This window comes from Nocardioides sp. BGA-UO-ETr-FS32, assembly GCF_059567905.1.
Genome location: NZ_JCAQOX010000013.1, coordinates 840,990 through 865,108, shown reverse-complemented (window position 1 = coordinate 865,108; position 24,119 = coordinate 840,990). Strand labels below are relative to the sequence as shown.

Below are 24,119 nucleotides of genomic sequence, written 5' to 3'. Positions count from 1 at the left end.
CGGGCCCGAGGCACCCGCCGTACGCTCAGGACGCGCCGGATAACCTCGACGCGTGCACAAGCTGCGGTTCCTGGTCTCGCGCCGCTGGATCGTCTTCGCACTCGTCGTCGTCGCGCTGGCCTGGGTCGCCTGGCGGCTCGGCGAATGGCAGTTCCACCGACTCGAGGACCGCCAGGAACGCAACGAGATCATCCAGCGCAACGAGGAGGCCGGCGCCGCCCCCGTCGCCGAGGTGCTGGCGCCCGGCAGGGACGTCGCCCTCGCCGACGAGTGGCGCATCGTCGAGGCCACCGGCACCTACGCGGTCGAGGACACCGTGATCGTGCGCTACCGCACCCGCGAGGGGGCCGCCGGCGTCGACGTGGTCGTCCCGCTCGAGCTGACCGACGGCACCAGCCTGCTGGTGGACCGCGGCTGGTACGCCACGGACAACCGGGGTGCGAGCAGCGCGGACGTCCCCGAGCCACCGTCGGGCGAGGTCACCGTGACCGGCTGGGTGCGCCGCGACGCCGAGGGTGACAGCACCGAGGTCAGCGACCAGTCGACCCGGGCGGTCGACAGCGAGCGCATCGGCGAGGCGATCGGTCGTGAGGTGCTCGGCGGCTGGGTCGACCTGCGCTCGGAGTCACCTGAACCGGAGACGGCCCTGGAGCCCGTCGAGCTCCCCGAGCTCGACGAGGGTCCGCACTTCTTCTACGGCCTCCAGTGGTGGTTCTTCGGGGGGCTGGCGATCTTCGGGTTCTTCTACCTCATCTACGACGAGTGGCGCGGCGGGCGCGGCCCCTGGGGGAACAACCAGGCACCGGCCCCCGAGCGCACCGCCCCGGGCCGGGCCGAGCCCGCGCGGGCGCGTCGTCGCACCATGCGCGAGCGGCTCGACTCGGGCGCTGAGCCAGGAGATGAGCCAGGAGGTGAGTCGAGGGACGCGTCAGAGGGCGCGGAGGAGACCGCCGTCGACCGGGAGCATCACGCCCGTCAGGAATGACGCCGCCGGCGAGAGCACGAACGCCGCGACCGCGCCGAACTCCTCGGGCTCGCCGTAGCGACCGAGCGGGATCGTCGCCTCGGCCGCGCGCCGCGCGGCCTCGGCGTCCCCGGTCGTGGCGTCGAGCTCGGCGACCCGCTCGGTGGCGATGCGGCCCGGCAGCAGCCCGTTGACCCGTACGCCGCGCGGGCCCAGCTCGTCGGCGAGGGTCTTGGCGACCATCGCGAGACCCGGGCGCAGGCCGTTGGAGATCGCCATCTCCGGCAGCGGCGCCCGGACGCTGCTCGAGAGGACCAGCCCGAGCGAGCCGCCGGCCGGCAGGGCGTCGCCGATCTCGCGAGCGAGGCGTACGGCGCCCAGGAAGACGGACTCGAAGGCGGCGCTCCACTGCTCGTCGGTGATCGCCCCCACCCGGCCCTTGGGCGGGCCGCCGACGCTGATCAGGGCACCGTCGAGCCGGCCCCACGCCTCCTCGGCGGCGGCCAGGAGGCGGGCGGGCGTCGTCCGCTCGGCGTTGTCGGCGACGACCCCGACGGCGGCCTCCCGGCCCGCCGCGTCGTTCAACGAGGCAACACCCTCGTCCAGGGTCCCCTGCGAGCGGCCCGAGAGCACGACCCGGGCACCCTCCGCGACCAGCACGTCGGCACTGGCCCGGCCGAGTCCGCGGGCTCCCCCCGTGACGATGAAGACGCGATCCGTCAGCTCGAGGTCCATCACCCCAACCTAACCAGCGATGGTGGACTCGGTCCTGCCCTCGCGGAACTGGGTCGCGTGCAGGGTGGCGTAGAGCCCGCCGGCAGCGAGCAGCTCGGCGTGGGTGCCCTGCTGGACCACACGACCGTCCTCGAGGACGAGGATCAGGTCGGCGTTGCGCACGGTGGAGAGCCGGTGGGCGATCACCAGCGACGTACGCCCCTCGAGCGCCGCGTCGAGCGCCTGCTGGACCGCGGCCTCGGACTCGCTGTCGAGGTGAGCTGTCGCCTCGTCGAGGACGACGACGGCGGGCGCCTTGAGCAGCAGCCGCGCGATCGCGAGGCGCTGCCGCTCGCCACCGCTGAGGCGGTAGCCCCGGTCGCCCACGACGGTGTCCAGGCCGTCGGGCAGGGCCCGCACGAGCGTCGCGATCTGCGCCGCCTCGAGGGCGGCCCAGATGTCGGACTCGACGGCGTCCGGACGGGCGTAGAGCAGGTTGGCGCGGATGGTGTCGTGGAACATGTGCGCGTCCTGGGTGACGTAGCCGACGACGTCCTCGAGCGACTGGAGAGTGACGTCGCGGACGTCGTGGCCGCCGACGCGCACCGCCCCGGACTCGACGTCGTAGAGACGCGCGACGAGGTGTGTCACGGTGGTCTTGCCGGCGCCGGAGGGCCCCACGAGCGCCACCATCTGCCCGGGCTCGGCGGTGAACGTGACGTCGTGCAGGACCCGGCCCGTGTCGCGGGACTCGGTGCGCGCGACCGTCTCCAGCGAGGCGAGGGAGATCTCGTCGGCACGGGGATAGGTGAAGGCGACGTGGTCGAACTCGAGTCGCGAGGCGGTGGCCGGGAGGACGACCGCGTCGGGCTTCTCGCGGATCAGCGACGGCAGGTCGAGCACCTCGAAGACCCGGTCGAAGCTGACCAGCGCGGTCATCACGTCGATCCGGACGTTGGAGAGACCCTGGAGGGGGCCGAGCAGCCGGGTGAGCAGCACGCCGAGCGCGACGATCGTGCCGACCGACAGGTCGCCACGGATGGCGAGCCAGCCGCCGATGCCGTAGACCAGCGCGGTCGCGAGCTGCGGCACCAGCGTCATGGCGGCGAAGAAGATGCGGGTCAGCAGGGAGATGCGCACCCCGAGGTCGCGCACGACCGCGGCCTTGCGGGCATAGGCGACGTCCTCGACCTCGCGCCGGCCGAAGAGCTTGAGCAGCATGGCGCCGCCGACGTTGAACCGCTCCGTCATGGCGTTGCCGAGGTCGGCGTTGCCGTCCATCTGCTGGCGGGACAGGTCGGCCAGCTTGTTGCCGACCAGCCGCGAGGCGATCAGCAGGATCGGGAACAGCGCGAGGCACAGCAGGGTCACCGGCCAGCTGAGGAACAGCATCGTCACGCCCACCACGACCGCGGCGATGATGTTGGACACCGTGCCCTGCAGGGTGGAGGTGAAGGCGCGCTGCGCGCCGATCACGTCGTTGTTGAGGCGGCTCACCAGCGCGCCGGTCTGCGTACGGGTGAAGAAGGCGAGCGACTGCCGCTGGACGTGGGCGAACACCTGCGTGCGCAGGTCGTAGATCAGGCCCTCACCGATGCGGCTGGACAGCCACCCGGTGATCAACCCGAATCCCGCGTCGACCACCGCGACGACAGCGACGAGGGCTGCGAGCCACACCACCAGCGACACGTCGCCGGTGCGGACCCCGTCGTCGATGATCGCCTTGAGCAGCAGCGGCGGAGCCACCACGAGGGCGGCGTCGACGACCGTGACCGCGAGGAACGCCGTGATCAGGCGCCGGTGCGGGCGGGCGAACCCCAGCACGCGGCGTACGGTCCGTCCCTCGATCTTGTTGTCGATGACGCTCCGGTCGCTGCGCAGGAACCGCCATGGAGGGCCACCTGCCCCCGGTCCCATCGACATGCGTGTTCTCCCTCTGCCCGTCCGTCCCAGGCAGAACGCCCGGCTGGACCCCAGTGTTCCTGAGGGGGACGAGGATCAGTCGGCGAGGGCGGCGGCGACGGCGCGGAAGCGACGTACCTGCGCCTCCCGCTCGAGCCGGCGCTGCTCGTCGAGGTCGCGGTCGGCCGCCCCCTGGAGCAGCGTCTTGGTCTCGGGCACGACGCCGGGCATCGGTGCGACCAGGGCTGCGGCGAGGTCGGCGACCGCCGCGTCGAGGTCGGCGGACGGCGCGGATGCGGTGGCGAGCCCGATGCGGACGGCCTCCTCAGCGGGCACCACGCGCGCGGTGGCGCAGATCTCGAGCGCGCGGGCGTAGCCGACGTGCTCGACCAGCGGCTTGGTGCCGGTGAGGTCCGGCACCAGGCCGAGGGCCGACTCCTTCATGGAGAACTTCGCGTCGTCGGCGACCACCCGGAGGTCGCACGCCAGCGCGAGCTGGAACCCGGCGCCGATGGCGTAGCCGCGCACCTTGGCGATCGAGACGAAGCGCGGGTCGCGCAGCCAGGTGAAGCCGCCCTGGAACTCGTCGATGCGCGCTGAGGCCTCGTCGTCGGTGAGCGCCAGCAGGCCGACCACGCTCTCCTGGCCGGAGGTCGACGGGTCGAGCATGGCCCGGTCGAGCCCGGCGGAGAAGGTCTCCCCCTCCCCCGTCACCACGACGACCCGGACCTCGTCCGGCAGCGTGCGACCGATCTCGCCCAGCGCGATCCACATCGCCGGGGTCTGTGCGTTGCGCACGTCGGGGCGGTCGAGCGTCACCGTGGCCACCGGGCCGTCGATGTCGAGGCGGAGGCCGACGGGGGCGAGGTCTTCGGGAGTCATGGCCCGAGGTTACTACCCGTCGGTAACCTCAGGCGAGGGAGACCAGGTCGGCGTACTCGTCGCTCCAGAGGTCCTCGTCGCCGTCGGGCAGGAGCAGCACCCGGTCGGGGTCGAGCGCGCGTACGGCTCCCTCGTCGTGCGTCACCAGGATGATCGCCCCGGTGTAGCTGCGGATCGCGTGCAGCACCTCCTCGCGGGAGGCCGGGTCGAGGTTGTTGGTGGGCTCGTCGAGCAGCAGCACGTTGGCGCTCGAGACCACGAGGATCGCCAGCGCCAAGCGGGTCTTCTCGCCGCCGGACAGCACGCCGGCGGGCTTGTGGGCGTCGTCGCCGGAGAAGAGGAACGACCCCAGCACGGAGCGGGCCTGCGTGTCGGTCAACTCCGGGGCGGCGCTGTGCATGTTCTCCAGCACGGTGCGGTTGACGTCGAGGGTCTCGTGCTCCTGGGCGTAGTAGCCCATCTTGAGGCCGTAGCCCGCGACGACCTCGCCGGTGTCGGGCTGGTCGACGCCGGCCAGGATGCGCAGCATCGTGGTCTTGCCGGCCCCGTTGAGCCCCAGGATGACGACACGGCTGCCGCGGTCGATCGCGAGGTCGACGGCGGTGAAGACCTCGAGCGAGCCGTAGGACTTCGACAGCTCGGTGCCCATCAGCGGCGTCTTGCCGCACGGGGCCGGGTCGGGGAACGCGATCCGCGCGACCTTGTCGGCCTGGCGCTCGGACTCGATGCCGGCCATCATCTTCTCGGCCCGCTTGAGCATCGACTGCGCGGCCTGCGCCTTGGTGGCCTTGGCCCGCATCTTGTTGGCCTGGTCGGTGAGGACCTTCGCCTTGTTCTCGGCGTTCTGGCGCTCGCGCTTGCGCCGCTTCTCGTCGTCCTCGCGCTGGGTGAGGTAGTTGTGCCAGCCCATGTTGTAGACGTCGATGACGGCGCGGTTGGCGTCGAGGTGGAAGACCTTGTTGACCGTCGCCTCGAGCAGCGCGTTGTCGTGGCTGATCACGACGAAGCCGCCGCGGTGGGCCTTGAGGAAGTCGCGCAGCCAGACGATCGAGTCGGCGTCGAGGTGGTTGGTGGGCTCGTCGAGCAGCATGATCTCGGCGCCGGAGAACAGGATCCGGGCGAGCTCGACGCGGCGGCGCTGGCCGCCGGACAGGGTGCCGATCGGCTGGGCGAGCAGGCGCTCCTCGATGCCGAGCGCGGCGGCCATCTGCGCGGCCTCGGACTCCGCGGCGTACCCGCCACCGGCGTGCAGCTCGGCGTCGGCGCGCGTCCACCGCTTCATCCCGCGCTCGTGGACCTTCGGGTCCTCGCTGGCCATGTCGACCTCGGCCTCGCGCAGGCGGCGTACGACCTCGTCGAGACCGCGAGCGGACAGGATCCGGTCGCGGGCGATGACCTCGGGGTCACCGACGCGCGGGTCCTGCGGCAGGTAGCCGACCTCGCCGCTGCGCAGGACCTGCCCGGACGCGGGCTGGCCCTCGCCGGCGAGGATGCGGGTGAGGGTCGTCTTGCCGGCGCCGTTGCGCCCCACGAGGCCCACCTTGTCGCCTGCGGCGATGCGGAAGGTGACGTCCTCCATGAGGAGCCGCGCGCCGGCTCGGACCTCGAGCTTCTGGGCGGTGATCATCGGGCGCCATCCTACGAAGGGGTGGCTCCGGGAGCCCCATCGGCGGCGTTCGCGCTACTGTGCGCGAAGGGCTGTCCCAGCCCTCCAGAACCGCGGAAAGGCGACTCCCATGCGCTTCAACCCGAAGGCAGACATCAGCGGCGGTCGCGTCCGCGACGTCGGCGGCAGCGGCGGTCGCGGCGGCGGGGGGATGCGGATCCCGCTGCCCGGCGGCACCCGGGCCGGCGGCGGCATCGGCGGCCTCATCATCGTCATCCTGTTCGTCGTGCTGACCCAGTGCGTGGGGGGCGGCGGTGGCCTGCCCAGCCCCGGCGGAGGCTCCGGCTCGCAGGCCCAGCCCGAGGGCATCGACACCGGCGACGAGCGCTACGCCAACTGCAAGACCGGCGCCGACGCGGACGACGACCCCGACTGCGCCCGCCTCGGTGTCGCGGTCTCCCTCGAGGACTACTGGGGCGAGACCCTGCCCGAGCAGGGCGACGTCCAGTTCCAGCCGTCCACGATCAACACGTTCGCCGGTGGCGTCGACACCGCCTGCGGCCAGGCGACCTCCCAGGTCGGACCCTTCTACTGCCCGGGTGACCAGCAGATCTACCTCGACACCACGTTCTTCCCCCAGGTGCTCGAGCAGCAGCTCGGGGGCCAGGGTGGCGACTTCGTCGAGCCCTACGTCCTCGCCCACGAGTACGGCCACCACATCCAGAACCTGATGGGCACCATGGGCAAGGTCCGCACCCAGCAGGGCGCGGACTCCGACGCCGTGCGCCTCGAGCTGCAGGCCGACTGCTACGCCGGCATGTGGACCGCCTACGCCGAGGACAGCGAGCTGCTCACCCTCGACGACGGCGACATCGCCGAGGCGCTCGACTCCGCCAAGGCCGTCGGTGACGACCGCATCCAGCAGAAGTCCGGCCAGGGCGTCGACCCCGACGGCTGGACCCACGGCTCGTCGGAGCAGCGGATGGCGTGGTTCAGCCGCGGCTACGAGGAGGGCACGCTCGACTCGTGCGACACCTTCTCGGCCAGCGAGCTCTGAGCAGGGCCGGCGCTCAGGCCAGCAGCGCCTCGATGTGCCCCACCTGGCGCTGCATCGCGTAGATGTAGGGCGCGACGCTCGGGTGGCGGAACTTGCCGGCCAGCGCTCCCTCCCCGTCGGCGACCCGGGCGAGCGCCCAGTCCAGCCGGGTGAGGGCGGTGTAGACGGCCATCACGCGCGCGCCGGTCACCACATCGTCGGCTGAGGCGAGGCCTGACGGCAGCGCGTCGACGTACGCCTCGACGAGGGGCTCGACGTCCTCGCGGGTGGCGAGGGAGAGGTAGCCGAGGTCCGCACCGACCGGGCCGCGACCCAGGTGGGCCCAGTCGATGGCGATCGCCCCCTCGCCCTCGGGCACCCGTCCGGGGATGTTGGCGGAGGACGGGTCACCGTGCTGCGCCACCTGCGGCAACGTGTCGCACCGGTCCAGCCACACGGTCCTGTGCCGCCAGAGGTGGTCGGCGATGTCGGCCATCGGCGTGCGCGCGAGGGTGCGCCAGCCGCCGCGGCGCTCGACCAGCGCCAGCCGGCTGCGGAGCTGGTCGCGGGCGAGCCAGGGGTGGGCACCGAGGTCGGCCGCGGCGAACCGCCCGAGGCAGGCGGCGAGCCAGAGGCCGGGGGCATCGTGGAGCTCCACCCGGACGTGGACCAGGGTGATCCCCTCGTCGTCCTCGTCCACCCGCACCACCGGAGCCTCGCGGAGCCCGGGCGAGTCCGCGACCACGCCGCTGAGGGCGACGTCGGCGGCACGCCTCCAGTAGTTCACGTCGGCGGGCACGAGCGGGCCGGCGCCGTCGTACGGGTCGGGGCGCGCGAGCCGCTTCACGACGACGTCGCGACCGCCCGTGCGCGCGGACCACAGACCGACGGTGGCCGGCCCCGCTCCCGGGAGGCGCTGCCACCCCGGCTCCGGCTGCCAGGCCGTCGCGCCGGACCCGTCCATGGTGGTGAACCTAGCCGAACTCAGGCGTTGACGACATCGACCCGGAGCGCCTGCGTGTCGGCGATCGCCGCGTCCAGCACCGCGCGGCGCGGGTCGGGCACCGCCAGCCACGGCTCGACCACCGTGAGACCGGTGAGGCGCGGATCGGCCAGCACGGCGTCGACCGCCGCGTGGTCGCCCCCGGTGGACACGACCGGCACGCCGCCCAGGATCCGTGCGGCGTGGTCGGCGGCGGCCTCGTACGCCTGCCGCGCCTGGTTGTCGCGGCGCCGCGCGAACCGCTGCTGGCTCTGTCCGCCGGCCTTGGTGCGGCCCTGCACGTGCCGCTGCCCGACCTTGTGCTCGACGAGGTCGGTGCCCCGCAGCCGCGCCACGGCGAACCCGCCCTTGCGGACCAGGAGCACCCCCCACTCCCCCGGCGCGACCGCCGACGCGACGAACGCCGCCGCCTCGGGGTCGCCGGCGTACGACGCCCCGAAGGGCAGGCGCGCGGTGAAGTGCGAGCCGTCCGCGGCCTCCCCGCACAGCGCGCCGTCGTCCACCGACAGCGTCGCGCCGCCGTGGCCGGTGGCGAAGTTGGCCACCCAGCGCTCCCAGCGCGCGACGGGGACCAGGACGTGGGGCACGGTGACGTCCGTCCTCAGAGGAAGTCGAGCGGGTCGAACTCGTCGATGGGGATGACCCGGGTGCGCGGCAGCGCGGAGTTGAAGGCACCGAGGTCGTACTCGAGGTCGAAGATGCGCAGTCCGGGCAGGTTGCGGAACTGGGAGTTGACGAACTCGGTGAACCCGATGACCCCGACCTGACGGCTGCCGTCGCAGAGAGCGGAGACCTGCTCGACGAAGTCGCCGTCATGGCTGACGAGCACCACGTCGGCGTCGCGGTGGACGAGCGCCTCGGCCGTTCGCTGGATCGCGATGTCGACGACCTTGCCCTCACCGCTCAGCGGGATCGGCTTGAAGCCGATCGCCAGCAGGGCCTGGACGAAGCTCGTCGGCATCTCGGTGGTCGCGGCGAGGAAGAACAGGCCCGTGACGTCCTGGTCGAAGGCCCGCTCCGCCCACTCGAGCAGACGGTCCCAACGCGGACGCTCCTCCGGACGGGGCCGCCGGCCCAGGATCGAGGTGCCCAGGGTGGCGTCGATGTTCTCCCCGTCGACGAGGAGGTAGGTCATCCGCTCGGCCATGCGAGGACTCTCCCACACCGGCCGGGGGCCGGCCGTCAGGCCTGGTAGACGACCTTGAAGGACTCGACGACCTCGCCACCGGCCATGGCCACGTCGGTCACCTCGACGAGCGCCCGCGGGACGCCGGACCCGTCGCACAGGATCGACAGCACACCGCTCTGCGGCAGCTCGCCGGCGTAGTCGGCCTCGGCGGCCGTCGTGCTGCCCTTCTCGTCGGCCAGCACCTGCGCGACGAACGCGTCGGACTCCTCGGCCGACTCGCCGTAGGCCCAGGCGGGAGGCGGCACGGACTCGAGCGTCGTGGGACCGAAGTAGGTCGGGGCCGCGTTGAGCTTGGCGTGGAAGCGGGCGAGGTCCCAGAAGACCCGCAGCTCCTCGTGGTCGAACGCGATCTCACTGGTGTCGACAGTGCTGGGGTCGACCTCGGGCTCCTCCATGGCCGCACCCTATCGACCTAGGCCACGGCCGCGACGTACGCCGCGAACTCGCGGGCCGCCTCCAACGAGCCGGGCCGCGGCGGGGCCAGCGGGTCGAGGCCGAGGTCCCGGTCGGCGAGCACCTGCTGCAGCAGCGGGCGCCACCTGGGGTCGCCGTGCATCATCGCCCAGCGCAAGGCGTCCCGCTTGCTGGCCACCTCGCCGGTGCGCACCGTGTAGAGGCTGCGCGCCGCCTGCACCACGAGGTATCGCTGGCACCACGCGACGGTCGGCGGGCACCAGTCCAGGACGTCGTGGGCGAGCGTCGCCAGCCCGGCGCGGGCGCTCTCGCGGAGCACGTCGTCCGGCACCGGGGCCACGACCTCGACGGCGCACGGACCGGCGAGGGTGATGCCGTGCTCGCGGAGGATCCATCGCGTCCAGGGCTGGTTGCAGTGCTCCGACCACTCGAGCCGGTCCGACCCGTGGTCGACGTAGAGCCACTCGCGGCCGAGCCCGTCCGCCGTGCGCAGGTCCCCCGCGACGGCGTACGACCCCTCGAGGTGACGGTTCCAGAAGCCGGGCCGGTGCGGCAGCTCGGCGTGCAGCTCGCGGAGCGCCGACTCCTGCGCGGTGCCGGGTCGCTCGCGGACGACGACGAGGAAGTCGCAGTCGCTGTGGCGGTCCCCCGCGCCGAGGGCGAAGGAGCCCTGGAGGTACGCCCCGACCAACGACTCGCCCAGGGCGGACTGCGCGCCGGTGACGAGGTCGTGCAGCACGCCGTTGAGCTCGGCGTAGCGCGTCGGGTGGGGGTTCAGCACGGTTGGAGTGTGCGCCCGTACGCTCCCGGCCGCCACGGATTATCCGAGCGCGGGCAGGTCCCCGCGGCGCTGGTCCGGCTGGGGTCCGCGGGCTACGGTCGAAGGTCCCCCACCCATTCGGAGGTCCACATGCGTCGCCTCGTCCTCACCTGCACCGCCGCCGCCCTCGGCGTGGCCCTGTCGCCGGTCGTCCCGACCGCGAGTGGCGTGACCGCTGCACCCACCGGCACCTTCCCCGACCGCATCGAGCTGCCGGACGGCTTCCAGCCGGAGGGGATCGCCCTCGGCCCCGGACCGACGGCGTGGTTCGGCTCCCGGGCCGACGGCGACATCTACGAGGTCTCGCTCCGCACCGGCGAGGGCACCGTCATCAGCCAGGGTCCAGGCACCCCCTCGGTGGGGATGAAGTCCGACCGGCAGGGTCGCCTCTACGTCGCCGGTGGCAGCTCCGGCACCGCCCGGGTCATCGACACCGAGACTGGCGCCGTGCTGGACGACCGGACCCTCACGACCGGCGCCAGCTTCGTCAACGACGTGGTCCTGACGCGCAGCGCGGCGTGGTTCACCGACTCCTCACAGCCCCAGCTCTATCGCGTCGACCGCGGGGCAGGCGGCGAGCCCGGGACGGCCACCACCACGCTGCCCCTGACCGGCGAGTGGGTGCAGGGCGCGGGGTTCGGCGCCAACGGCATCAGCACCACGCCGACGGGTCGAGCGCTGCTGGTGGTGAACTCCACGACCGGGCTGCTCTACCGCGTCGACCCGGCCACCGGCGAGGCCACGACGGTCGACCTCGACGGGGCGTCGCTCACGATGGGCGACGGCATGCTGAGGCACGGCCGCACCCTCTACGTCGTGCGCAACCGCATCAACGAGGTCGCGGTGCTGCGCCTCTCGCGCTCCGGTCTCACCGGACGCCTCGTGCGGACGATCACCGCCGACGACCTGCCGGGCTCGACGTCCTTCGACGTGCCGACCACCGTCGCGAAGTTCGGCTCGCACCTCTACCTGCCCAACGCGCGGTTCACCACCCCGGCGACCCCGACCACCGACTACTGGGTGACCAAGGTCCGGGCGAAGGCCGGGAGCTGAGGCTCAGACGTTGAAGCCGAGGGCGCGCAGCTGCTCGCGGCCGTCCTCGGTGATCTTGTCCGGACCCCACGGCGGCATCCAGACCCAGTTGATCGCGACGTCGCCGACCAGGCCCTCGAGGGCCGACTCGGTCTGGTCGGTGATCACGTCGGTCAACGGGCAGGCCGCGGACGTGAGCGTCATGTCGAGCACGGCGTTGCTGTGCTCGTCGAGGTGCACGTCGTAGACCAGGCCCAGGTCGACGACGTTGATCCCGAGCTCGGGGTCGACGACGTCCTTCATCGCCTCGGTGACGTCCTCGACGGTCACCGTGGACGTGCCGCCGCCGTGGGCGGCCTCGGGGACCTCGGGCAGGTCGGAGTGGTCGGGCTGCTGCTGGGACTCGCTCATGCGGTCTCTCCTTCTGTCTGGGCCTGGGTGGTCGCGTCCTTCCACGCCATCCAGGAGAGCAGCGCGCACTTCACGCGCGCGGGGAACTTGGCGACGCCGGCGAAGGCGATCCCGTCCTCGAGGACGTCCTCGTCGGGCTCGACCTGCCCCTTGCCCTGCATGAGCTCGAGGAAGGTCTGGTGGATGGTCATCGCCTCGTCGACCGGCTTGCCGATCACGAGGTCGGTCAGCACGGACGCCGACGCCTGCGAGATCGAGCAGCCGACGCTGTCGTAGGACACGTCCTCGACCACGGGTCCGTCGGCGCCGTCCGCGAGGTGCACCCGCAGGGTCACCTCGTCGCCGCACGTCGGGTTGACGTGGTGCACCTCGGCCTCGAAGGGGTCGCGCAGCCCCTTGTGGTGCGGGTTCTTGTAGTGGTCCAGGATGATCTCCTGGTAGAGCGCGTCCAGGTCGGTGCTCATGGATCAGCCCACCTTGAAGTAGCTGCGGGTGTGGTGGAGGCCCTCGACGAGCGCGTCGATCTCGGCGGGCGTCGTGTAGAGGTAGGACGACATGCGCGTGGAGCTCTGCACGCCGAAGCGGGCGTGCGCCGGCTTCGCGCAGTGGTGTCCCGCCCGGACCGCGACGCCGCGCGAGTCGAGGACCTGGGCGATGTCGTGCGGGTGCACGCCGTCGAGCTCGAACGAGATCGCACCGCCGCGCTGCGCCGCGTCGAGCGGGCCCAGCACGGTCACGCCCGGCACGGACTGCAGGCCCTCCAGAGCGTACGCCGTGATCGCCTGCTCGTGGCGGTGGACGGCGTCCAGCCCGATGTGCCGCAGGTAGTCGACGGCCGCGCCGAGGCCGACGGCCTCGACGATGGGCGGGGTGCCGGCCTCGAAGCGGTGCGGTGCCTTGGCGTACGTCGAGCGGGCCATGGTGACGGTCTCGATCATCTCGCCGCCGCCGTGGAACGGGGGCAGCTCGTTGAGGAGCGCCTCACGGCCCCACAGCACGCCGATGCCCGTCGGACCGCACACCTTGTGGCCGGTGAAGACCAGGAAGTCGCAGTCGACGGCCTGGACGTCGACGGGCAGCTGGGGGGCGGCCTGCGAGGCGTCGATCACGGAGTACGCACCGACAGCCTTCGCCCGGGCGCAGAGGTCGGCGACGGGGTTGATCGTGCCGAGCATGTTGGAGACCCAGGTGAACGCGAGGACCTTGGTGTTCTCGTCGACCAGCTGGTCGGCGTTGGAGAGGTCGAGCCGGCCGTCGTCGGTCAGGCCGAACCAGCGCAGCTCGGCACCCGACCGCTCGCAGGCGAGCTGCCACGGCACGATGTTGGAGTGGTGCTCCATCTCCGTGATCACCACGTTGTCACCGGGCGAGAGCTCGATCGTGCGGGCCAGCAGGTTGAGCGCCTCGGTGGCGTTCTTGGTGAAGACGACCTCGTTGCGCGACGGCGCATTGAGGAAGGCCGTCACCTGGTCGCGCGCCGCCTCGAAGGCCTCCGTCGACTCCGCGCCGAGCTGGTGCATCGCCCGGGCGATGTTGGCGTTGTGCCGCTCGAGGTGGTCGACCATCGTGTCGATGACGACCTGCGGCTTCTGCGAGGTGTTGGCGCTGTCGAGGTAGACCAGCGGCACTCCGCCCGCGAGCGTGCGCTCGAGGATCGGGAAGTCCTTGCGGATCACGTCGAGATCCGGAAGCAGTCCTTCCATGAGTTACCCCTTTCGGCGGTGGGAGAAGCGGTGCTGGTCAAGGCGGAGGAGCGAGCCTCGAAACCTCAGGCGTTCGCCTTGAGGTACTTGTCGTAGCCCTCGGCCTCGAGCTGGTCGGCGAGCTCCTTGCCCCCGGACTCGGCGACCTTGCCGTCGACGAAGACGTGGACGAAGTCGGGCTCGATGTAGCGCAGGATGCGGGTGTAGTGGGTGATCAGCAGGACACCCTTGCCCTCACGCTGGCGGAACCGGTTGACGCCGTCGGACACGATCTTGAGCGCGTCGATGTCGAGGCCGGAGTCGGTCTCGTCGAGCACCGCGACCTGGGGGTCGAGCAGCTCGAGCTGCGCGATCTCGTGGCGCTTCTTCTCGCCGCCGGAGAAGCCCTCGTTGACGCTACGGGTGCCGAAGCTCGGGTCGAGGTTGAGTCGCTCGAGGGCGCCGTTGACGTCCTTGACCCACGTGCGGAGCTTGGGCGCCTCGCCGTCGATCGCGGTCTTGGCCGTACGCAGGAAGTTCGACACCGAGACGCCGGGGACCTCGACGGGGTACTGCATCGCGAGGAAGAGGCCGGCGCGGGCGCGCTCGTCGACGGAGAGCGCGAGCACGTCCTGGCCGTCGAGGGTCACCGAGCCACCGGTGATCGTGTACTTGGGGTGACCGGCGATGGAGTAGGCGAGCGTCGACTTGCCGGAGCCGTTGGGGCCCATGATGGCGTGGGTCTCGCCCTCGTTGATGGTGAGGGTGACGCCCTTGAGGATCTCCTTGGGGCCGTCCTCGGTCTCGACGGTGACGTGGAGGTCGGTGATGACGAGCTTGCTCATGCGGGGGTGACTCCGTTCAGGGTGGTCTCGGTGTCGACGTAGACGTCACTGGTGCCGTTGGGATTGGCGCGTACGTCGACGGGGAAGGTGGCGACCGGCTCGGTCGCGGGGAGGTTGGTGGGCTTGCCGGTGCGCAGGTCGAACATCGACCCGTGCAGCCAGCACTCGATCTGGCAGTCGGCGACCTCGCCCTCGCTGAGGGCGACCTCGGCGTGGCTGCAGGTGTTCTCGACTGCGAAGACCTCGTCGCCGTCGCGGGCGATGGCGATGTCGTAGCGACCGAGGGTGACCGCCAGGGCCTGGTCGGTCGCCACCTCGTCCAGCGCGCACGCGCGCTCGAAGGCCATCAGTCGTCCGACCCGAAGGCCGCGAGCGACCCGAGGTCCTTGAGGACGTTCTTGGCGAGCTCGGCCTCGACCGTGGTCAGCAGCCGCTGCTCGATGGACGGCACGCCGACCTGGCGGATCAGGTCGTTGAAGAAGCCGTGCACGACCAAGCGCTGGGCCTCCGGCTCGGAGATGCCGCGCGACTGGAGGTAGAACAGCTGGTTGTCGTCGAAGCGGGCGGTCGCCGAGGCGTGGCCGGCGCCCTCGATCTCGCCGGTCTCGATCTCGAGGTTGGGGATCGAGTCGGCCTGGCAGCCGTCGGTGAGGACGAGGTTGCGGTTCTCCTCGTAGGTCTCGATGCCCTCGGCGACCTTGCGGATCAGCACGTTGCCGACCCAGACGGTGTGCGCCTTGTCGCCCTGCAGCGCGCCCTTGTAGACGGCGTGCGACTTGGTGCGCGGGGCGGTGTGGTCGGCGAAGATCCGGTGCTCGATGTGCTGGCCGGCGTCGGCGAAGTAGAGGCCGAGGAGCTCCGCGGAGCCGCCCGGGCCGTCGTAGGTGACGTTGGCGTCCATCCGGACCAGGTCACCGCCGAACGAGATCGCCGCGTGCTTGTAGGTCGCGTCGCGACCGACCCGCGCCTGGTGGTGCGAGAGGTGGACGGCGTCGTCGGCCCAGTCCTGGATCGAGACCACGCTGGCGTCGGCCCCGTCACCGACGACGACCTCGACGACCGCGGACACCGCGGCGGAACCCGTGTGGTTGAGCACGACCACGGCCTTGCTGTGCCGGCCGAAGCGCAGCACCACGTGGGCACCGCTGGTGACCTCGGCGTCGGTGCCCTCGACGTCGATCACGATCGGCTCACCGGCCTCGACGTCGGCCGGGACGTCGACGAGCAGGGTCGCCCGGACCTCGGCGAGGACGCGCGCGGTGAAGCGCGTGTTGGGCGCCCAGCCACTCACGCCGCGCAGGGCGGTCGCCTCGTCGCCGGTCACGACGTCCACCCGGACCCCCTCGGGGGCGTTCCAGGTGGCCTTCGTGTTGCGGCCGTCGAGCGGGGCGTCCGCGTGGAGGCCCTTGAGCCGCTTGAGCGGCGTGAAGCGCCAGATCTCCTCGCGACCCGTCGGGACCTCGTGGTCCGCGACGTCGTACGAGCCGGCGGGGTGGAGGTGGCTGTCGACGTGGTCGTGCTCCGGAGCCTGCTCCAGTGCGGAACGGACTGAATCGGTGGTGACGGTCAAAGCTCTACTTTCTCTTACGGGGACGTACAAGGCGTGATGTCTTCCGCTGCGCCCCTCGACGACGCTGCGCGCCGTCGTGGTGCGCACCGGATCATCAGCCGACGGCCCCTTCCATCTGCAGCTCGATCAGGCGGTTGAGCTCGAGGGCGTACTCCATCGGCAGCTCCTTGGCGATCGGCTCGACGAAGCCGCGCACGATCATCGCCATCGCCTCGTCCTGCTCCATGCCGCGCGACATGAGGTAGAAGAGCTGGTCGTCGGAGACCTTGGAGACGCTGGCCTCGTGGCCCATCGACACGTCGTCCTCGCGGATGTCGACGTAGGGGTAGGTGTCGCTGCGGCTGATCTGGTCGACCAGCAGCGCGTCGCACAGCACGTTGGACTTCGAGCCGTGCGCGCCCTCGTTGACCTGGATCAGGCCGCGGTAGGACGTACGGCCGCCACCGCGCGCCACCGACTTGCTCAGGATCGAGCTGGAGGTGTGCGGCGCCGCGTGCACCATCTTGGCGCCGGCGTCCTGGTGCTGGCCCTCGCCGGCGAACGCGATCGACAGGGTCTCGCCCTTGGCGTGCTCGCCCATGAGGTAGATGGCGGGGTACTTCATCGTCACCTTGGAGCCGATGTTGCCGTCGACCCACTCCATGGTCGCGCCGGCGTCGCAGGTGGCGCGCTTGGTGACGAGGTTGTAGACGTTGTTGGACCAGTTCTGGATGGTCGTGTAGCGGCAGCGGCCGCCCTTCTTGACGATGATCTCCACGACGGCGGAGTGCAGCGAGTCGGAGGAGTAGATCGGCGCGGTGCAGCCCTCGACGTAGTGCACGTAGGCGTCCTCGTCGACGATGATCAGCGTGCGCTCGAACTGGCCCATGTTCTCGGTGTTGATCCGGAAGTAGGCCTGGAGCGGGATGTCGACGTGGACGCCCTTGGGCACGTAGATGAACGAGCCGCCTGACCACACCGAGGTGTTGAGCGCGGCGAACTTGTTGTCACCGACCGGGATGACGGTGCCGAAGTACTCCTTGAAGAGCTCCTCGTGCTCCTTCAGCGCGGTGTCGGTGTCGACGAAGATGACGCCCTTCTCCTCGAGGTCCTCGCGGATCGAGTGGTAGACCACCTCGGACTCGTACTGGGCGGCGACGCCGGCGACGAGGCGCTGCTTCTCCGCCTCCGGGATGCCGAGCTTGTCGTAGGTGTTCTTGATGTCCTCGGGGAGCTCCTCCCACGAGGTGGCCTGCTTCTCGCTGGAGCGCACGAAGTACTTGATGTTGTCGAAGTCGATCGTCGACAGGTCGGAGCCCCAGGTGGGCATCGGCTTGCGGTGGAAGAGCTTGAGGCCCTTGAGGCGCAGGTCGAGCATCCACTGCGGCTCGGACTTCTTGGAGGAGATGTCGCGCACGACGTCGTCGTTGAGGCCGCGCGTGGCGGTGGCGCCCGCGGTGTCGGAGTCGGACCAGCCGAACTCGTACTTGCCGATGCCCTTGAGCTCCGGGTTGAGTTCTTCGATGGAGGTCATGCCTTCTCCTTCTTCGGGGTCTGGGGGATGCAGGTCGTGCAGACGCCGTCGCCGTGGGCGATGGTCGCCAGTCGCTGGACGTGGGTGCCGAGCACCGCGCCGATCGCCTCGGTCTCTGCCTCGCAGAGCTGCGGGAACTCGTGGGCGACGTGGGAGACGGGGCAGTGCTGCTGGCACAGCTGCGGCACGCTCACGCCGTTCGCGGCAGCGCGCTCGCGCACCGACGCGGCGTAGCCGTTCTGGGTGAAGACCTTCGCCAGCGCCTCGGCCGGGCTCAGGTCGGGGTCGACGGCCAGCACGGCGGCGTAGTCACGCTCGACGAACGCGACCCGGCGGCGGGCGAACTCCACCACGGCGTCCTCGCCCTGGGTCTCGGCCAGGAAGCGCAGGGCCTGCACGGCGAGGTCGTCGTACTGCTGGTCGAAGCTGTCGCGCCCGGCCTCGGTGAGGGCGAACACCTTGGCGGGTCGGCCGCGGCCCCGGGTGCCGTAGACCTTCTGCTCGCGCGACTCCGCGACGCCCTCGGCGACGAGGTGGTCGAGGTGGCGGCGTACGGCGGCCGGCGTCAGGTCGAGGAGGCGTGCCAGGTCGGCGGCGGTGGACGGGCCGTTCTCCAGGATCGTGCGCGCCACGCGGTCGCGCGTGGGCGCATCCCCGTCGAGGGTTGCCGCCGTCCTGGTGAATTCCACAACACCAGTGTGACGTTATTGCGGCCCGGGCTTCAAGCAAGGGTCACCTAAGTCACCCGGGCGCCCCGGAAGGCTGCCGCCCAGGACTCGCTCAGTCTGCCGTGCGCGCGCGGAAGGTGCGGATGGCGAGCGGCGCCACGACCGCGGTGATCAGGATGATCCAGCCGATCGTGAACGGGATCGGGTGGTGCATCGGGAACGCCGCGCCCTCGGCCAGCGGCTGGTCGTTGCCCCAGAGCTCGCGGACCGCCTGGGTCAGCGACGAGATCGGGTTCCACTCGGCGACGAACCGCAGGAAGGTGGGCATCCGGTCGGTGGGCGCGAACGTGTTGGCCAGGAACGTGATCGGGAACATCGTGGCGAACATGACGCCGTTGACGGCCTCGACCGAGCGCATGGCCGACCCGACCCAGATGCCGACCCAGATCATCGCGAAGCCCCAGCCCAGGAGCAGGAGGTAGCCGAGCGCGGCCTCGAAGACGTTGGTGTGGATCCGCCAGCCGATCACCAGACCGGTCAGCGACATCACCACGAGGCCGATCGAGGAGTGGGCCAGGCTGGAGATGCTGCGCCCGACGAGCACGGCGGCGGGATTGATGGGCAGCGAGCGCATCCGGTCGACGATGCCCTTGTCGAGGTCGGCGGTGAGCCCGACCGCGACGATGAAGGACGCGAACGCCACGGTCTGCGCCATGATCCCGGCGAGCAGGAAGGCGCGGTAGCCGGCGGGGGTGGCGACGTCGATGGACGAGCCGAACACGTAGGCGAAGAGCAGCACGAACATGACCGGCTGGATGGTGACGTCCATCAGCATCTCGGGCATGCGCTTGATGTGGAGGAAGTTGCGTCGTGCGATGGCCCACGACTGGGTGAGCAGACCGGTGGTGCGGATCTCGGGTCGCTCGAGCGTGCTGGTCGCGCGTGTCGTCGGGTCGGTCGTCGGGCCGGTCATCGGGCCATCTCCCCTGCCGGCTCGCCGGCTGTCTCGTCGGTGCCGTCGGAGCGCTCCTCGGCCCGGTGGCCGGTGAGGTGGAGGAAGACGTCGTCGAGGCTCGGCCGCTTGAGCCCGATGTCGTCGAGCACGATCTCGCTCTGGTCGAAGAGCCCGGCCACGCGGGTCATGTGTCCCAGCCCCTCGGCCGGGGCTGTCAGCTGGCGGGCGCCGGCGTCGACGTGGACCTCGCGCACGTGCGGACGCAGCAGCTCCTCGGCCGCCCCGAGGTCCGCCGCGTGGGACACGGTCACCACCAGTGCCGCGGCTCCGGACTGGTCCTTGAGCTGGAGCGGGGTGCCCTCCGCGATGACGGTCCCGTGGTCGATCACCACGATGTTGTCGGCGAGCTGGTCGGCCTCCTCCAGGTATTGGGTGGTCAGCAGCAGCGTGGTGCCGTCGGCGACCAGCTCGCGCAGCACGTCCCAGAGCTCGACGCGCGAGCGCGGGTCGAGGCCCGTGGTCGGCTCGTCGAGGAACAGCACCGGCGGCGTGGCGATCAGGCTGACCGCCAGGTCGAGCCGGCGCCGCATGCCGCCGGAGTAGGTCTTGGCCGTGCGGTCACCGGCGTCGGCGAGGGAGAACCGCTCGAGCAGCTCGTCGCTCGCGCGCCTGATGTAGCCCGGGTCGAGACCGTAGAGCCTGCCGATGAGGCGGAGGTTCTCCCGGCCGGTCAGCAGCTCGTCGACCGTCGCCGCCTGACCGGTCAGCCCCATGCTGCGCCGCACCGCGGGCGCGTCGGTGATGATGTCGTGGCCGGCGACGCGTCCGGTGCCGGCGGTCGGCCTGGTCAGCGTGGTCATCATCCGCACCGTGGTCGTCTTGCCGGCGCCGTTGGGGCCGAGCAGGCCGAGCACCGAGCCCTCCGGGACCCGGAAGGACACCCCGTCGACCGCGACGGTCTCGCCGAAGTGCTTGACGAGGCCGTCGGCCTCGATTGCTGCAGCTCGAGTCATGCGTCCACGCTAGCCGCGGGGACCGACAGCCGCTCGTCAATATGTCGCACCTAGAATCGGTACGTGCCACTCGCCTCCCCCGCCGTCGAGATCGACGGCCTGGTGATGGCCTACGGCGACAAGGTCGCGGTCGACGGTCTCTCCCTCGACGTATCCCGCGGCTCGATCACGGCTGTCCTCGGACCCAACGGCGCCGGGAAGACGACCACGCTCGAGACCTGCGAGGGCTACCGGGCGCCGCAACGGGGCACGGTCCGCGTGCTCGGGCTGGACCCGCAGCGCGACCGCTCCGCCCTGCTCCCCCGCATCGGCGTGATGCTGCAGGACGGCGGCGCCTGGAGCGGCGTACGCGCCGTCGAGATGCTGGAGCACATGGCCGCGCTGCACGCCCACCCGCTCGACACCGCGATGCTCGTCGAGCGGCTCGGCCTCGGCGACTGCGGTCGTACGCCCTACCGCCGGCTGTCCGGTGGCCAGCGTCAGCGACTGGGGCTGGCCGTCGCCCTCGTCGGGCGCCCCGAGCTGGTGTTCGTCGACGAGCCGACCGCCGGCATGGACCCGCAGGCACGCCGCACGACGTGGGAGCTGCTGGAGGAGATCCGGGGGGACGGCGTGACCGTCGTGCTGACCACCCACCACATGGACGAGGCCGAGCACCTCGCGGACCGGATCCACATCATCGACCGCGGCACGGCCATCGCGAGCGGCACTCCCGCCGAGCTGACCCGCGGTGGCCGCTCGGCCACGATCCGGCTGGTGGTGAACCGCCCCTTCCCCGACGGCGCCCCCGAGTCCCTGCGCGCCGAGCTCGGTCCGCTGACCGAGGTGCGCCAGCTCGACGAGGTCAGCATGCTCATCCACGGTCCCGCCGATGCCACGACGCTGGGGCGGGTGTCCCGTTGGTGCGAGGAGCACGGTGTGCTCCCGCAGACGCTCAACCTGGGCCAGCGCACCCTCGAGGACGTCTTCCTCGAGCTCACTGGGCGGGAGCTCGCGCCGTGACCCCACCTCGTACGAGCGCCACGCCGAACACCTTCACGCCCGCACCGGGCAGCGCACCGCTGACCGCGATGGTGCTCGCGCAGGCGCGGATGGAGTCGCGGCTCATGCTGCGCAACGGCGAGCAGCTCCTGCTCGCCCTCGTCATCCCCGTCATCGTGCTCGTGGGCGGCGTCGTCGCGGCCGGCCGCCTGGGCAGCACCCTCGGCGGCGTCGGGGCGGTCGACGTCCTCACCCCGGGCGTGCTGGCCCTCGCCGTGATGTCCACCGCGTTCACCTCCGTCGCCATCGCCACGGGGTTCGAGCGCCGCTACGGCGTCATCAAGCTCCTGGGGGCCTCGCCGCTGCCGCGGCACGGCCTGCTGCTGGGCAAGGCGCTGGCCCTGCTCAACGTCGTGGCCCTCCAGCTCGTGGTGCTGGTCGCCGTCGGGCTCCTGCTGGGCTGGGAGCCCACGCTCGCGCACCCCGTCCGTACGCTCGCGGGCCTGGTCCTCGCCGTGGGCCTGGGCACGGCGGCGTTCGCCGCGCTCGGGCTGTTCGTCGCGGGGGTGCTCCGCGCCGAGGCGACCCTCGCCCTGGCCAACCTGGTCTACCTCCTGCTCATGGCGGGCGGCGGCATCGTGCTGCCGGCCAGCACCTACGGCGCCGCGGGCGCACTGATCCAGTGGCTGCCGTCCGGCGCCCTCGGCGAGGCGATGCGCGGCGCGCTCGTGGACGGACAGGTCGACGCCCGGTCGCTGCTCGTGCTCGCCGCCTGGGCGGGGCTCGGCACGGTGCTCACCGCACGAACCTTCAAGTGGGAATGATGAGACACGCCATCCTCGACAAGCTCGCGCCGTACCTCTGGCCCCTGGCGATCGCCAACCTGCTCGCCAACATCGGCATCGTCGTCACCGGCGGCGCCGTCCGCCTGACCGGGTCCGGGCTCGGCTGCCCGACCTGGCCGCGCTGCACCGACGAGTCCTACGTCGCGCACGGGGAGCTCGGCGTCCACGGCGCCATCGAGTTCGGCAACCGGCTGCTCACCTTCGCGCTGGCGGCGATCGCGCTCCTGTGCTTCCTGGCTGCCCTGGGGGCGATGCACCGCCGCGCGACCCGGCTCTCGCTCGTCATCGGGCTCGGCATCCCGCTCCAGGCGGTCATCGGCGGCATCACCGTGCTGACCGACCTCAACCCGTGGATCGTCGCCGGGCACTTCCTGCTGTCGATGGCCATGGTCATGGTGTGCGTCGCGCTCCTCGACGAGCTGCGCAGCCCCGACCGCGAGGCCGCTCCCCCGCTGCCCCGGGCGCTCGCGTGGGCGACGTTGGCCGCGGGCTGGGTCGCGCTCTACCTCGGCACCGTGGTGACCGGGGCGGGGCCGCACGCCGGCGACACCGACTCCCCCCGCAACGGCCTCGACCCGGCGACGGTGTCGCAGGTGCACGCCGTCTCGGTCTACGTGCTGGTCGCCCTGACCGTGGCCCTGCTGGTCGTGGCGGTGCGTGGCGGGCACCAGTGGCTGGCCCGGGTCACCGGCCTGGTGCTCCTCGTCGAGGTCCTGCAGGGCGTGCTCGGCTGGGTGCAGTACTGGCTGGACCTGCCCGTCGCCCTGGTGGCGCTGCACATGCTCGGCGCGTCGCTCCTGGCCGCCGGCCTGGCCCGCGTCTCACTGGCGGTCCTCCCCCACCGCGCCGACCGCGAAGCGGTGGCCGACGGCGAGCCGCAGCCCCACGCTGCGACCCGCCCGGCCTGACCCGCCGAAGCTCCTGACCGGACCCTGGGTTCGGGCTAGCGGCCGAGCAGCGGGTCCAGCGCGACGGCGACGAACAGCAGGGACAGGTAGAGGTTCGAGGCGTGGAAGAGCCGCATCGGGTTGATCTCGCCGAGGGCCTCGGACGCCTTGGTGCGCGACCACATCCGGTGTGCCTCCACGAGGAAGACCGCGCCCAGCACCGCGGCCGCCACCGGGTAGACCAGGCTCGTGCCGGCGACCGGCCAGAGCAGCAGCGAGGTCGCCACCATCACCCAGCTGTAGACGACGACCTGCCGGCCGACCTCGCGGGCGGGCCTGACCACCGGGAGCATCGGGACGTCGACGTTGCGGTAGTCATCGCGGTAGCGCAGGGCCAGCGCCCAGGTGTGCGGCGGGGTCCAGAAGAACACGACCAGGAACAGCACGACCGGCGTCCACGCGAGCTCGCCGGTGACGGCCGTCCACCCGATGAGGGTCGGGAAGCAGCCGGCGATCCCGCCCCAGACGATGTTCTGAGTCGTGCGCCGCTTGAGCAGCATCGTGTAGATGAAGACGTAGAACGCGATCGCGGTCACCGACAGCACGGCCGACAGGGCGTTGACCCCCGCCCAGAGGATCACCGTCGACAGGATCCCCAGCACGACCCCGAAGACCAGCGCTGCGCGCGGGGAGACGATGTGCCGCGGGAGCGCCCGACGCCGGGTCCGGCGCATCTGCTCGTCGATGTCGCGGTCGTAGACACAGTTGAAGACCGACGCCGAGCCCGCGGAGAAGGTGCCCCCGAGCACGGTCCACACGACCGTGGCCAGCTCGGGCACGCCGCGGGCGGCGAAGAACATCACCGGCACGGTCGTGAGCAGCAGCAGCTCGATCACGCGCGGCTTCGTCAGCCCGACATAGGCCGCGACGACGTCGCGCCAGGTCTTCGGACCCTCTCCCTCGCCGTCGTCACCGCTCGACGGCCGCGCGGACGCAGCAGCGTTCGGACCGGCGTGGGACACGTGGCAGACCTCGGGGACGGGAACGGATGGAACGCGGACAACGGGGCACCGAGGGGCATCGACAACCGGATCCACCGGCGTCCGGGGCGACCCTCGGGCACGGTCGAGTCTACTCGGCCACGACGATAGGGTCGCAGTCGAGGCCACCCCCGCCGGGCTGTGATC

General features: G+C 71.5%; 26 protein-coding genes. 6 read left to right on the top strand and 20 right to left on the bottom strand.

Going from position 1 to position 24,119, the window contains the following annotated elements; all coding sequences use genetic code 11:
* Positions 1–52 precede the first annotated feature (52 nt).
* Positions 53–985 (top strand): SURF1 family cytochrome oxidase biogenesis protein, encoded by a 933-nt coding sequence (locus tag AC57BS_RS09375; protein ID WP_496411157.1) that lies wholly within the window; start codon positions 53–55, stop codon positions 983–985.
* Here AC57BS_RS09375 and AC57BS_RS09370 read toward each other — a convergent pair.
* From AC57BS_RS09370 to abc-f, 4 genes are all read right to left on the bottom strand, one after another.
* The gene (locus AC57BS_RS09370) at positions 929–1,699 is read right to left on the bottom strand and encodes an SDR family oxidoreductase (RefSeq protein WP_496411156.1); all 771 of its coding nucleotides are present in this window, start codon (positions 1,697–1,699) and stop codon (positions 929–931) included. The two genes, AC57BS_RS09375 and AC57BS_RS09370, sit on opposite strands and share 57 nt — an antisense overlap.
* Before the next feature lie 9 nt (positions 1,700–1,708).
* A complete protein-coding gene (locus AC57BS_RS09365) occupies positions 1,709–3,601 on the bottom strand; it encodes an ABC transporter ATP-binding protein (protein ID WP_496411155.1) in 1,893 nt (630 codons plus the stop codon).
* Between the two features lie 75 nt (positions 3,602–3,676).
* Entirely contained in the window at positions 3,677–4,462 is a 786-nt protein-coding gene (locus AC57BS_RS09360) for an enoyl-CoA hydratase/isomerase family protein (protein WP_496411154.1), read from the bottom strand.
* Between the two features lie 28 nt (positions 4,463–4,490).
* Positions 4,491–6,089, bottom strand: a complete 1,599-nt coding sequence (gene abc-f, locus AC57BS_RS09355) for a ribosomal protection-like ABC-F family protein (protein ID WP_496411153.1) — start codon at positions 6,087–6,089, stop codon at positions 4,491–4,493.
* A gap of 109 nt (positions 6,090–6,198) precedes the next feature.
* Between abc-f and ypfJ the strand changes: the two genes are divergently transcribed.
* The gene (ypfJ, locus tag AC57BS_RS09350; protein WP_496411152.1) at positions 6,199–7,125 is read left to right on the top strand and encodes a KPN_02809 family neutral zinc metallopeptidase; all 927 of its coding nucleotides are present in this window, start codon (positions 6,199–6,201) and stop codon (positions 7,123–7,125) included.
* 13 nt (positions 7,126–7,138) lie between these two features.
* Here ypfJ and AC57BS_RS09345 read toward each other — a convergent pair whose 3' ends face one another.
* From AC57BS_RS09345 to AC57BS_RS09325, 5 genes are read right to left on the bottom strand one after another with little or no spacing between them, the layout of a single operon-like run.
* Positions 7,139–8,068 carry a phosphotransferase gene (locus AC57BS_RS09345; protein WP_496411151.1) on the bottom strand — a complete coding sequence of 310 codons (930 nt, stop codon included), beginning with the start codon at positions 8,066–8,068 and terminating at the stop codon, positions 7,139–7,141.
* Positions 8,069–8,088: 20 nt separating this feature from the next.
* Positions 8,089–8,694 (bottom strand): acVLRF1 family peptidyl-tRNA hydrolase, encoded by a 606-nt coding sequence (locus tag AC57BS_RS09340; protein WP_496411150.1) that lies wholly within the window; start codon positions 8,692–8,694, stop codon positions 8,089–8,091.
* A gap of 14 nt (positions 8,695–8,708) precedes the next feature.
* Complete coding sequence (locus tag AC57BS_RS09335) at positions 8,709–9,254, bottom strand: NYN domain-containing protein (protein ID WP_496411149.1); 546 nt, start codon at positions 9,252–9,254, stop codon at positions 8,709–8,711.
* Positions 9,255–9,289: 35 nt separating this feature from the next.
* Positions 9,290–9,691: a hypothetical protein gene (locus AC57BS_RS09330; protein WP_496411148.1), complete on the bottom strand. Its 402-nt coding sequence runs from the start codon at positions 9,689–9,691 to the stop codon at positions 9,290–9,292.
* A gap of 17 nt (positions 9,692–9,708) precedes the next feature.
* Positions 9,709–10,491 (bottom strand): aminoglycoside adenylyltransferase domain-containing protein, encoded by a 783-nt coding sequence (locus AC57BS_RS09325; RefSeq protein WP_496411147.1) that lies wholly within the window; start codon positions 10,489–10,491, stop codon positions 9,709–9,711.
* A gap of 129 nt (positions 10,492–10,620) precedes the next feature.
* Here AC57BS_RS09325 and AC57BS_RS09320 point away from each other — a divergent pair, with 129 nt between their 5' ends.
* Complete coding sequence (locus AC57BS_RS09320; RefSeq protein WP_496411146.1) at positions 10,621–11,583, top strand: SMP-30/gluconolactonase/LRE family protein; 963 nt, start codon at positions 10,621–10,623, stop codon at positions 11,581–11,583.
* 3 nt (positions 11,584–11,586) lie between these two features.
* On the opposite strand, the gene AC57BS_RS09315 is transcribed toward AC57BS_RS09320, so the two are convergent.
* From AC57BS_RS09315 to AC57BS_RS09270, 10 genes are all read right to left on the bottom strand, one after another.
* Positions 11,587–11,973: a metal-sulfur cluster assembly factor gene (locus tag AC57BS_RS09315; protein WP_496411145.1), complete on the bottom strand. Its 387-nt coding sequence runs from the start codon at positions 11,971–11,973 to the stop codon at positions 11,587–11,589.
* A complete protein-coding gene (sufU, locus tag AC57BS_RS09310; RefSeq protein WP_496411144.1) occupies positions 11,970–12,437 on the bottom strand; it encodes a Fe-S cluster assembly sulfur transfer protein SufU in 468 nt (155 codons plus the stop codon). Before sufU ends, AC57BS_RS09315 begins: the two co-directional genes overlap by 4 nt.
* 3 nt (positions 12,438–12,440) lie before the next feature.
* Complete coding sequence (locus AC57BS_RS09305) at positions 12,441–13,676, bottom strand: cysteine desulfurase (RefSeq protein ID WP_496411143.1); 1,236 nt, start codon at positions 13,674–13,676, stop codon at positions 12,441–12,443.
* Positions 13,677–13,741: 65 nt separating this feature from the next.
* Positions 13,742–14,500, bottom strand: a complete 759-nt coding sequence (gene sufC / locus AC57BS_RS09300; protein ID WP_496411142.1) for a Fe-S cluster assembly ATPase SufC — start codon at positions 14,498–14,500, stop codon at positions 13,742–13,744.
* Positions 14,497–14,847: a non-heme iron oxygenase ferredoxin subunit gene (locus AC57BS_RS09295; protein WP_496411141.1), complete on the bottom strand. Its 351-nt coding sequence runs from the start codon at positions 14,845–14,847 to the stop codon at positions 14,497–14,499. Before AC57BS_RS09295 ends, sufC begins: the two co-directional genes overlap by 4 nt.
* Positions 14,847–16,070: a Fe-S cluster assembly protein SufD gene (sufD, locus tag AC57BS_RS09290; RefSeq protein WP_496411140.1), complete on the bottom strand. Its 1,224-nt coding sequence runs from the start codon at positions 16,068–16,070 to the stop codon at positions 14,847–14,849. The genes AC57BS_RS09295 and sufD overlap by 1 nt, the downstream gene beginning before the upstream one ends.
* Positions 16,071–16,164: 94 nt before the next feature.
* Positions 16,165–17,583, bottom strand: a complete 1,419-nt coding sequence (gene sufB / locus AC57BS_RS09285; RefSeq protein WP_496411139.1) for a Fe-S cluster assembly protein SufB — start codon at positions 17,581–17,583, stop codon at positions 16,165–16,167.
* Positions 17,580–18,272 carry a helix-turn-helix transcriptional regulator gene (locus AC57BS_RS09280; protein ID WP_496411138.1) on the bottom strand — a complete coding sequence of 231 codons (693 nt, stop codon included), beginning with the start codon at positions 18,270–18,272 and terminating at the stop codon, positions 17,580–17,582. Before AC57BS_RS09280 ends, sufB begins: the two co-directional genes overlap by 4 nt.
* Before the next feature lie 91 nt (positions 18,273–18,363).
* The gene (locus tag AC57BS_RS09275) at positions 18,364–19,224 is read right to left on the bottom strand and encodes an ABC transporter permease (protein WP_496411137.1); all 861 of its coding nucleotides are present in this window, start codon (positions 19,222–19,224) and stop codon (positions 18,364–18,366) included.
* Positions 19,221–20,219 (bottom strand): ATP-binding cassette domain-containing protein, encoded by a 999-nt coding sequence (locus AC57BS_RS09270; RefSeq protein ID WP_496411136.1) that lies wholly within the window; start codon positions 20,217–20,219, stop codon positions 19,221–19,223. The genes AC57BS_RS09275 and AC57BS_RS09270 overlap by 4 nt, the downstream gene beginning before the upstream one ends.
* A gap of 63 nt (positions 20,220–20,282) precedes the next feature.
* On the opposite strand from AC57BS_RS09270, the gene AC57BS_RS09265 reads away from it, so the two are divergent.
* The 3 genes from AC57BS_RS09265 to AC57BS_RS09255 are packed head-to-tail and all read left to right on the top strand — an operon-like array spanning position 20,283 to position 22,953.
* Positions 20,283–21,221, top strand: coding sequence for an ABC transporter ATP-binding protein (locus tag AC57BS_RS09265; protein ID WP_496411135.1), 939 nt, complete (start codon positions 20,283–20,285; stop codon positions 21,219–21,221).
* Complete coding sequence (locus tag AC57BS_RS09260) at positions 21,218–22,024, top strand: ABC transporter permease (RefSeq protein ID WP_496411134.1); 807 nt, start codon at positions 21,218–21,220, stop codon at positions 22,022–22,024. Before AC57BS_RS09265 ends, AC57BS_RS09260 begins: the two co-directional genes overlap by 4 nt.
* Positions 22,024–22,953, top strand: a complete 930-nt coding sequence (locus AC57BS_RS09255) for a COX15/CtaA family protein (protein ID WP_496411133.1) — start codon at positions 22,024–22,026, stop codon at positions 22,951–22,953. The genes AC57BS_RS09260 and AC57BS_RS09255 overlap by 1 nt, the downstream gene beginning before the upstream one ends.
* Before the next feature lie 35 nt (positions 22,954–22,988).
* Here the strand turns inward: AC57BS_RS09255 and AC57BS_RS09250 are convergent, their stop codons facing one another.
* Entirely contained in the window at positions 22,989–23,954 is a 966-nt protein-coding gene (locus tag AC57BS_RS09250; RefSeq protein WP_496411132.1) for a heme o synthase, read from the bottom strand.
* Positions 23,955–24,119: the final 165 nt, after the last annotated feature.

Coding starts and splice junctions, on each gene's coding strand:
- AC57BS_RS09370 (WP_496411156.1), bottom strand. CDS start 1,699: ATGGACCTCGAGCTGACGGATCGCGTCTTCATCGTCACGGGGGGAGCC.
- AC57BS_RS09365 (WP_496411155.1), bottom strand. CDS start 3,601: ATGTCGATGGGACCGGGGGCAGGTGGCCCTCCATGGCGGTTCCTGCGC.
- AC57BS_RS09360 (WP_496411154.1), bottom strand. CDS start 4,462: ATGACTCCCGAAGACCTCGCCCCCGTCGGCCTCCGCCTCGACATCGAC.
- abc-f (WP_496411153.1), bottom strand. CDS start 6,089: ATGATCACCGCCCAGAAGCTCGAGGTCCGAGCCGGCGCGCGGCTCCTC.
- ypfJ (WP_496411152.1), top strand. CDS start 6,199: ATGCGCTTCAACCCGAAGGCAGACATCAGCGGCGGTCGCGTCCGCGAC.
- AC57BS_RS09345 (WP_496411151.1), bottom strand. CDS start 8,068: ATGGACGGGTCCGGCGCGACGGCCTGGCAGCCGGAGCCGGGGTGGCAG.
- AC57BS_RS09335 (WP_496411149.1), bottom strand. CDS start 9,254: ATGGCCGAGCGGATGACCTACCTCCTCGTCGACGGGGAGAACATCGAC.
- AC57BS_RS09330 (WP_496411148.1), bottom strand. CDS start 9,691: ATGGAGGAGCCCGAGGTCGACCCCAGCACTGTCGACACCAGTGAGATC.
- AC57BS_RS09320 (WP_496411146.1), top strand. CDS start 10,621: ATGCGTCGCCTCGTCCTCACCTGCACCGCCGCCGCCCTCGGCGTGGCC.
- AC57BS_RS09315 (WP_496411145.1), bottom strand. CDS start 11,973: ATGAGCGAGTCCCAGCAGCAGCCCGACCACTCCGACCTGCCCGAGGTC.
- sufU (WP_496411144.1), bottom strand. CDS start 12,437: ATGAGCACCGACCTGGACGCGCTCTACCAGGAGATCATCCTGGACCAC.
- AC57BS_RS09305 (WP_496411143.1), bottom strand. CDS start 13,676: ATGGAAGGACTGCTTCCGGATCTCGACGTGATCCGCAAGGACTTCCCG.
- sufC (WP_496411142.1), bottom strand. CDS start 14,500: ATGAGCAAGCTCGTCATCACCGACCTCCACGTCACCGTCGAGACCGAG.
- AC57BS_RS09295 (WP_496411141.1), bottom strand. CDS start 14,847: ATGGCCTTCGAGCGCGCGTGCGCGCTGGACGAGGTGGCGACCGACCAG.
- sufB (WP_496411139.1), bottom strand. CDS start 17,583: ATGACCTCCATCGAAGAACTCAACCCGGAGCTCAAGGGCATCGGCAAG.
- AC57BS_RS09275 (WP_496411137.1), bottom strand. CDS start 19,224: ATGACCGGCCCGACGACCGACCCGACGACACGCGCGACCAGCACGCTC.
- AC57BS_RS09270 (WP_496411136.1), bottom strand. CDS start 20,219: ATGACTCGAGCTGCAGCAATCGAGGCCGACGGCCTCGTCAAGCACTTC.
- AC57BS_RS09255 (WP_496411133.1), top strand. CDS start 22,024: ATGAGACACGCCATCCTCGACAAGCTCGCGCCGTACCTCTGGCCCCTG.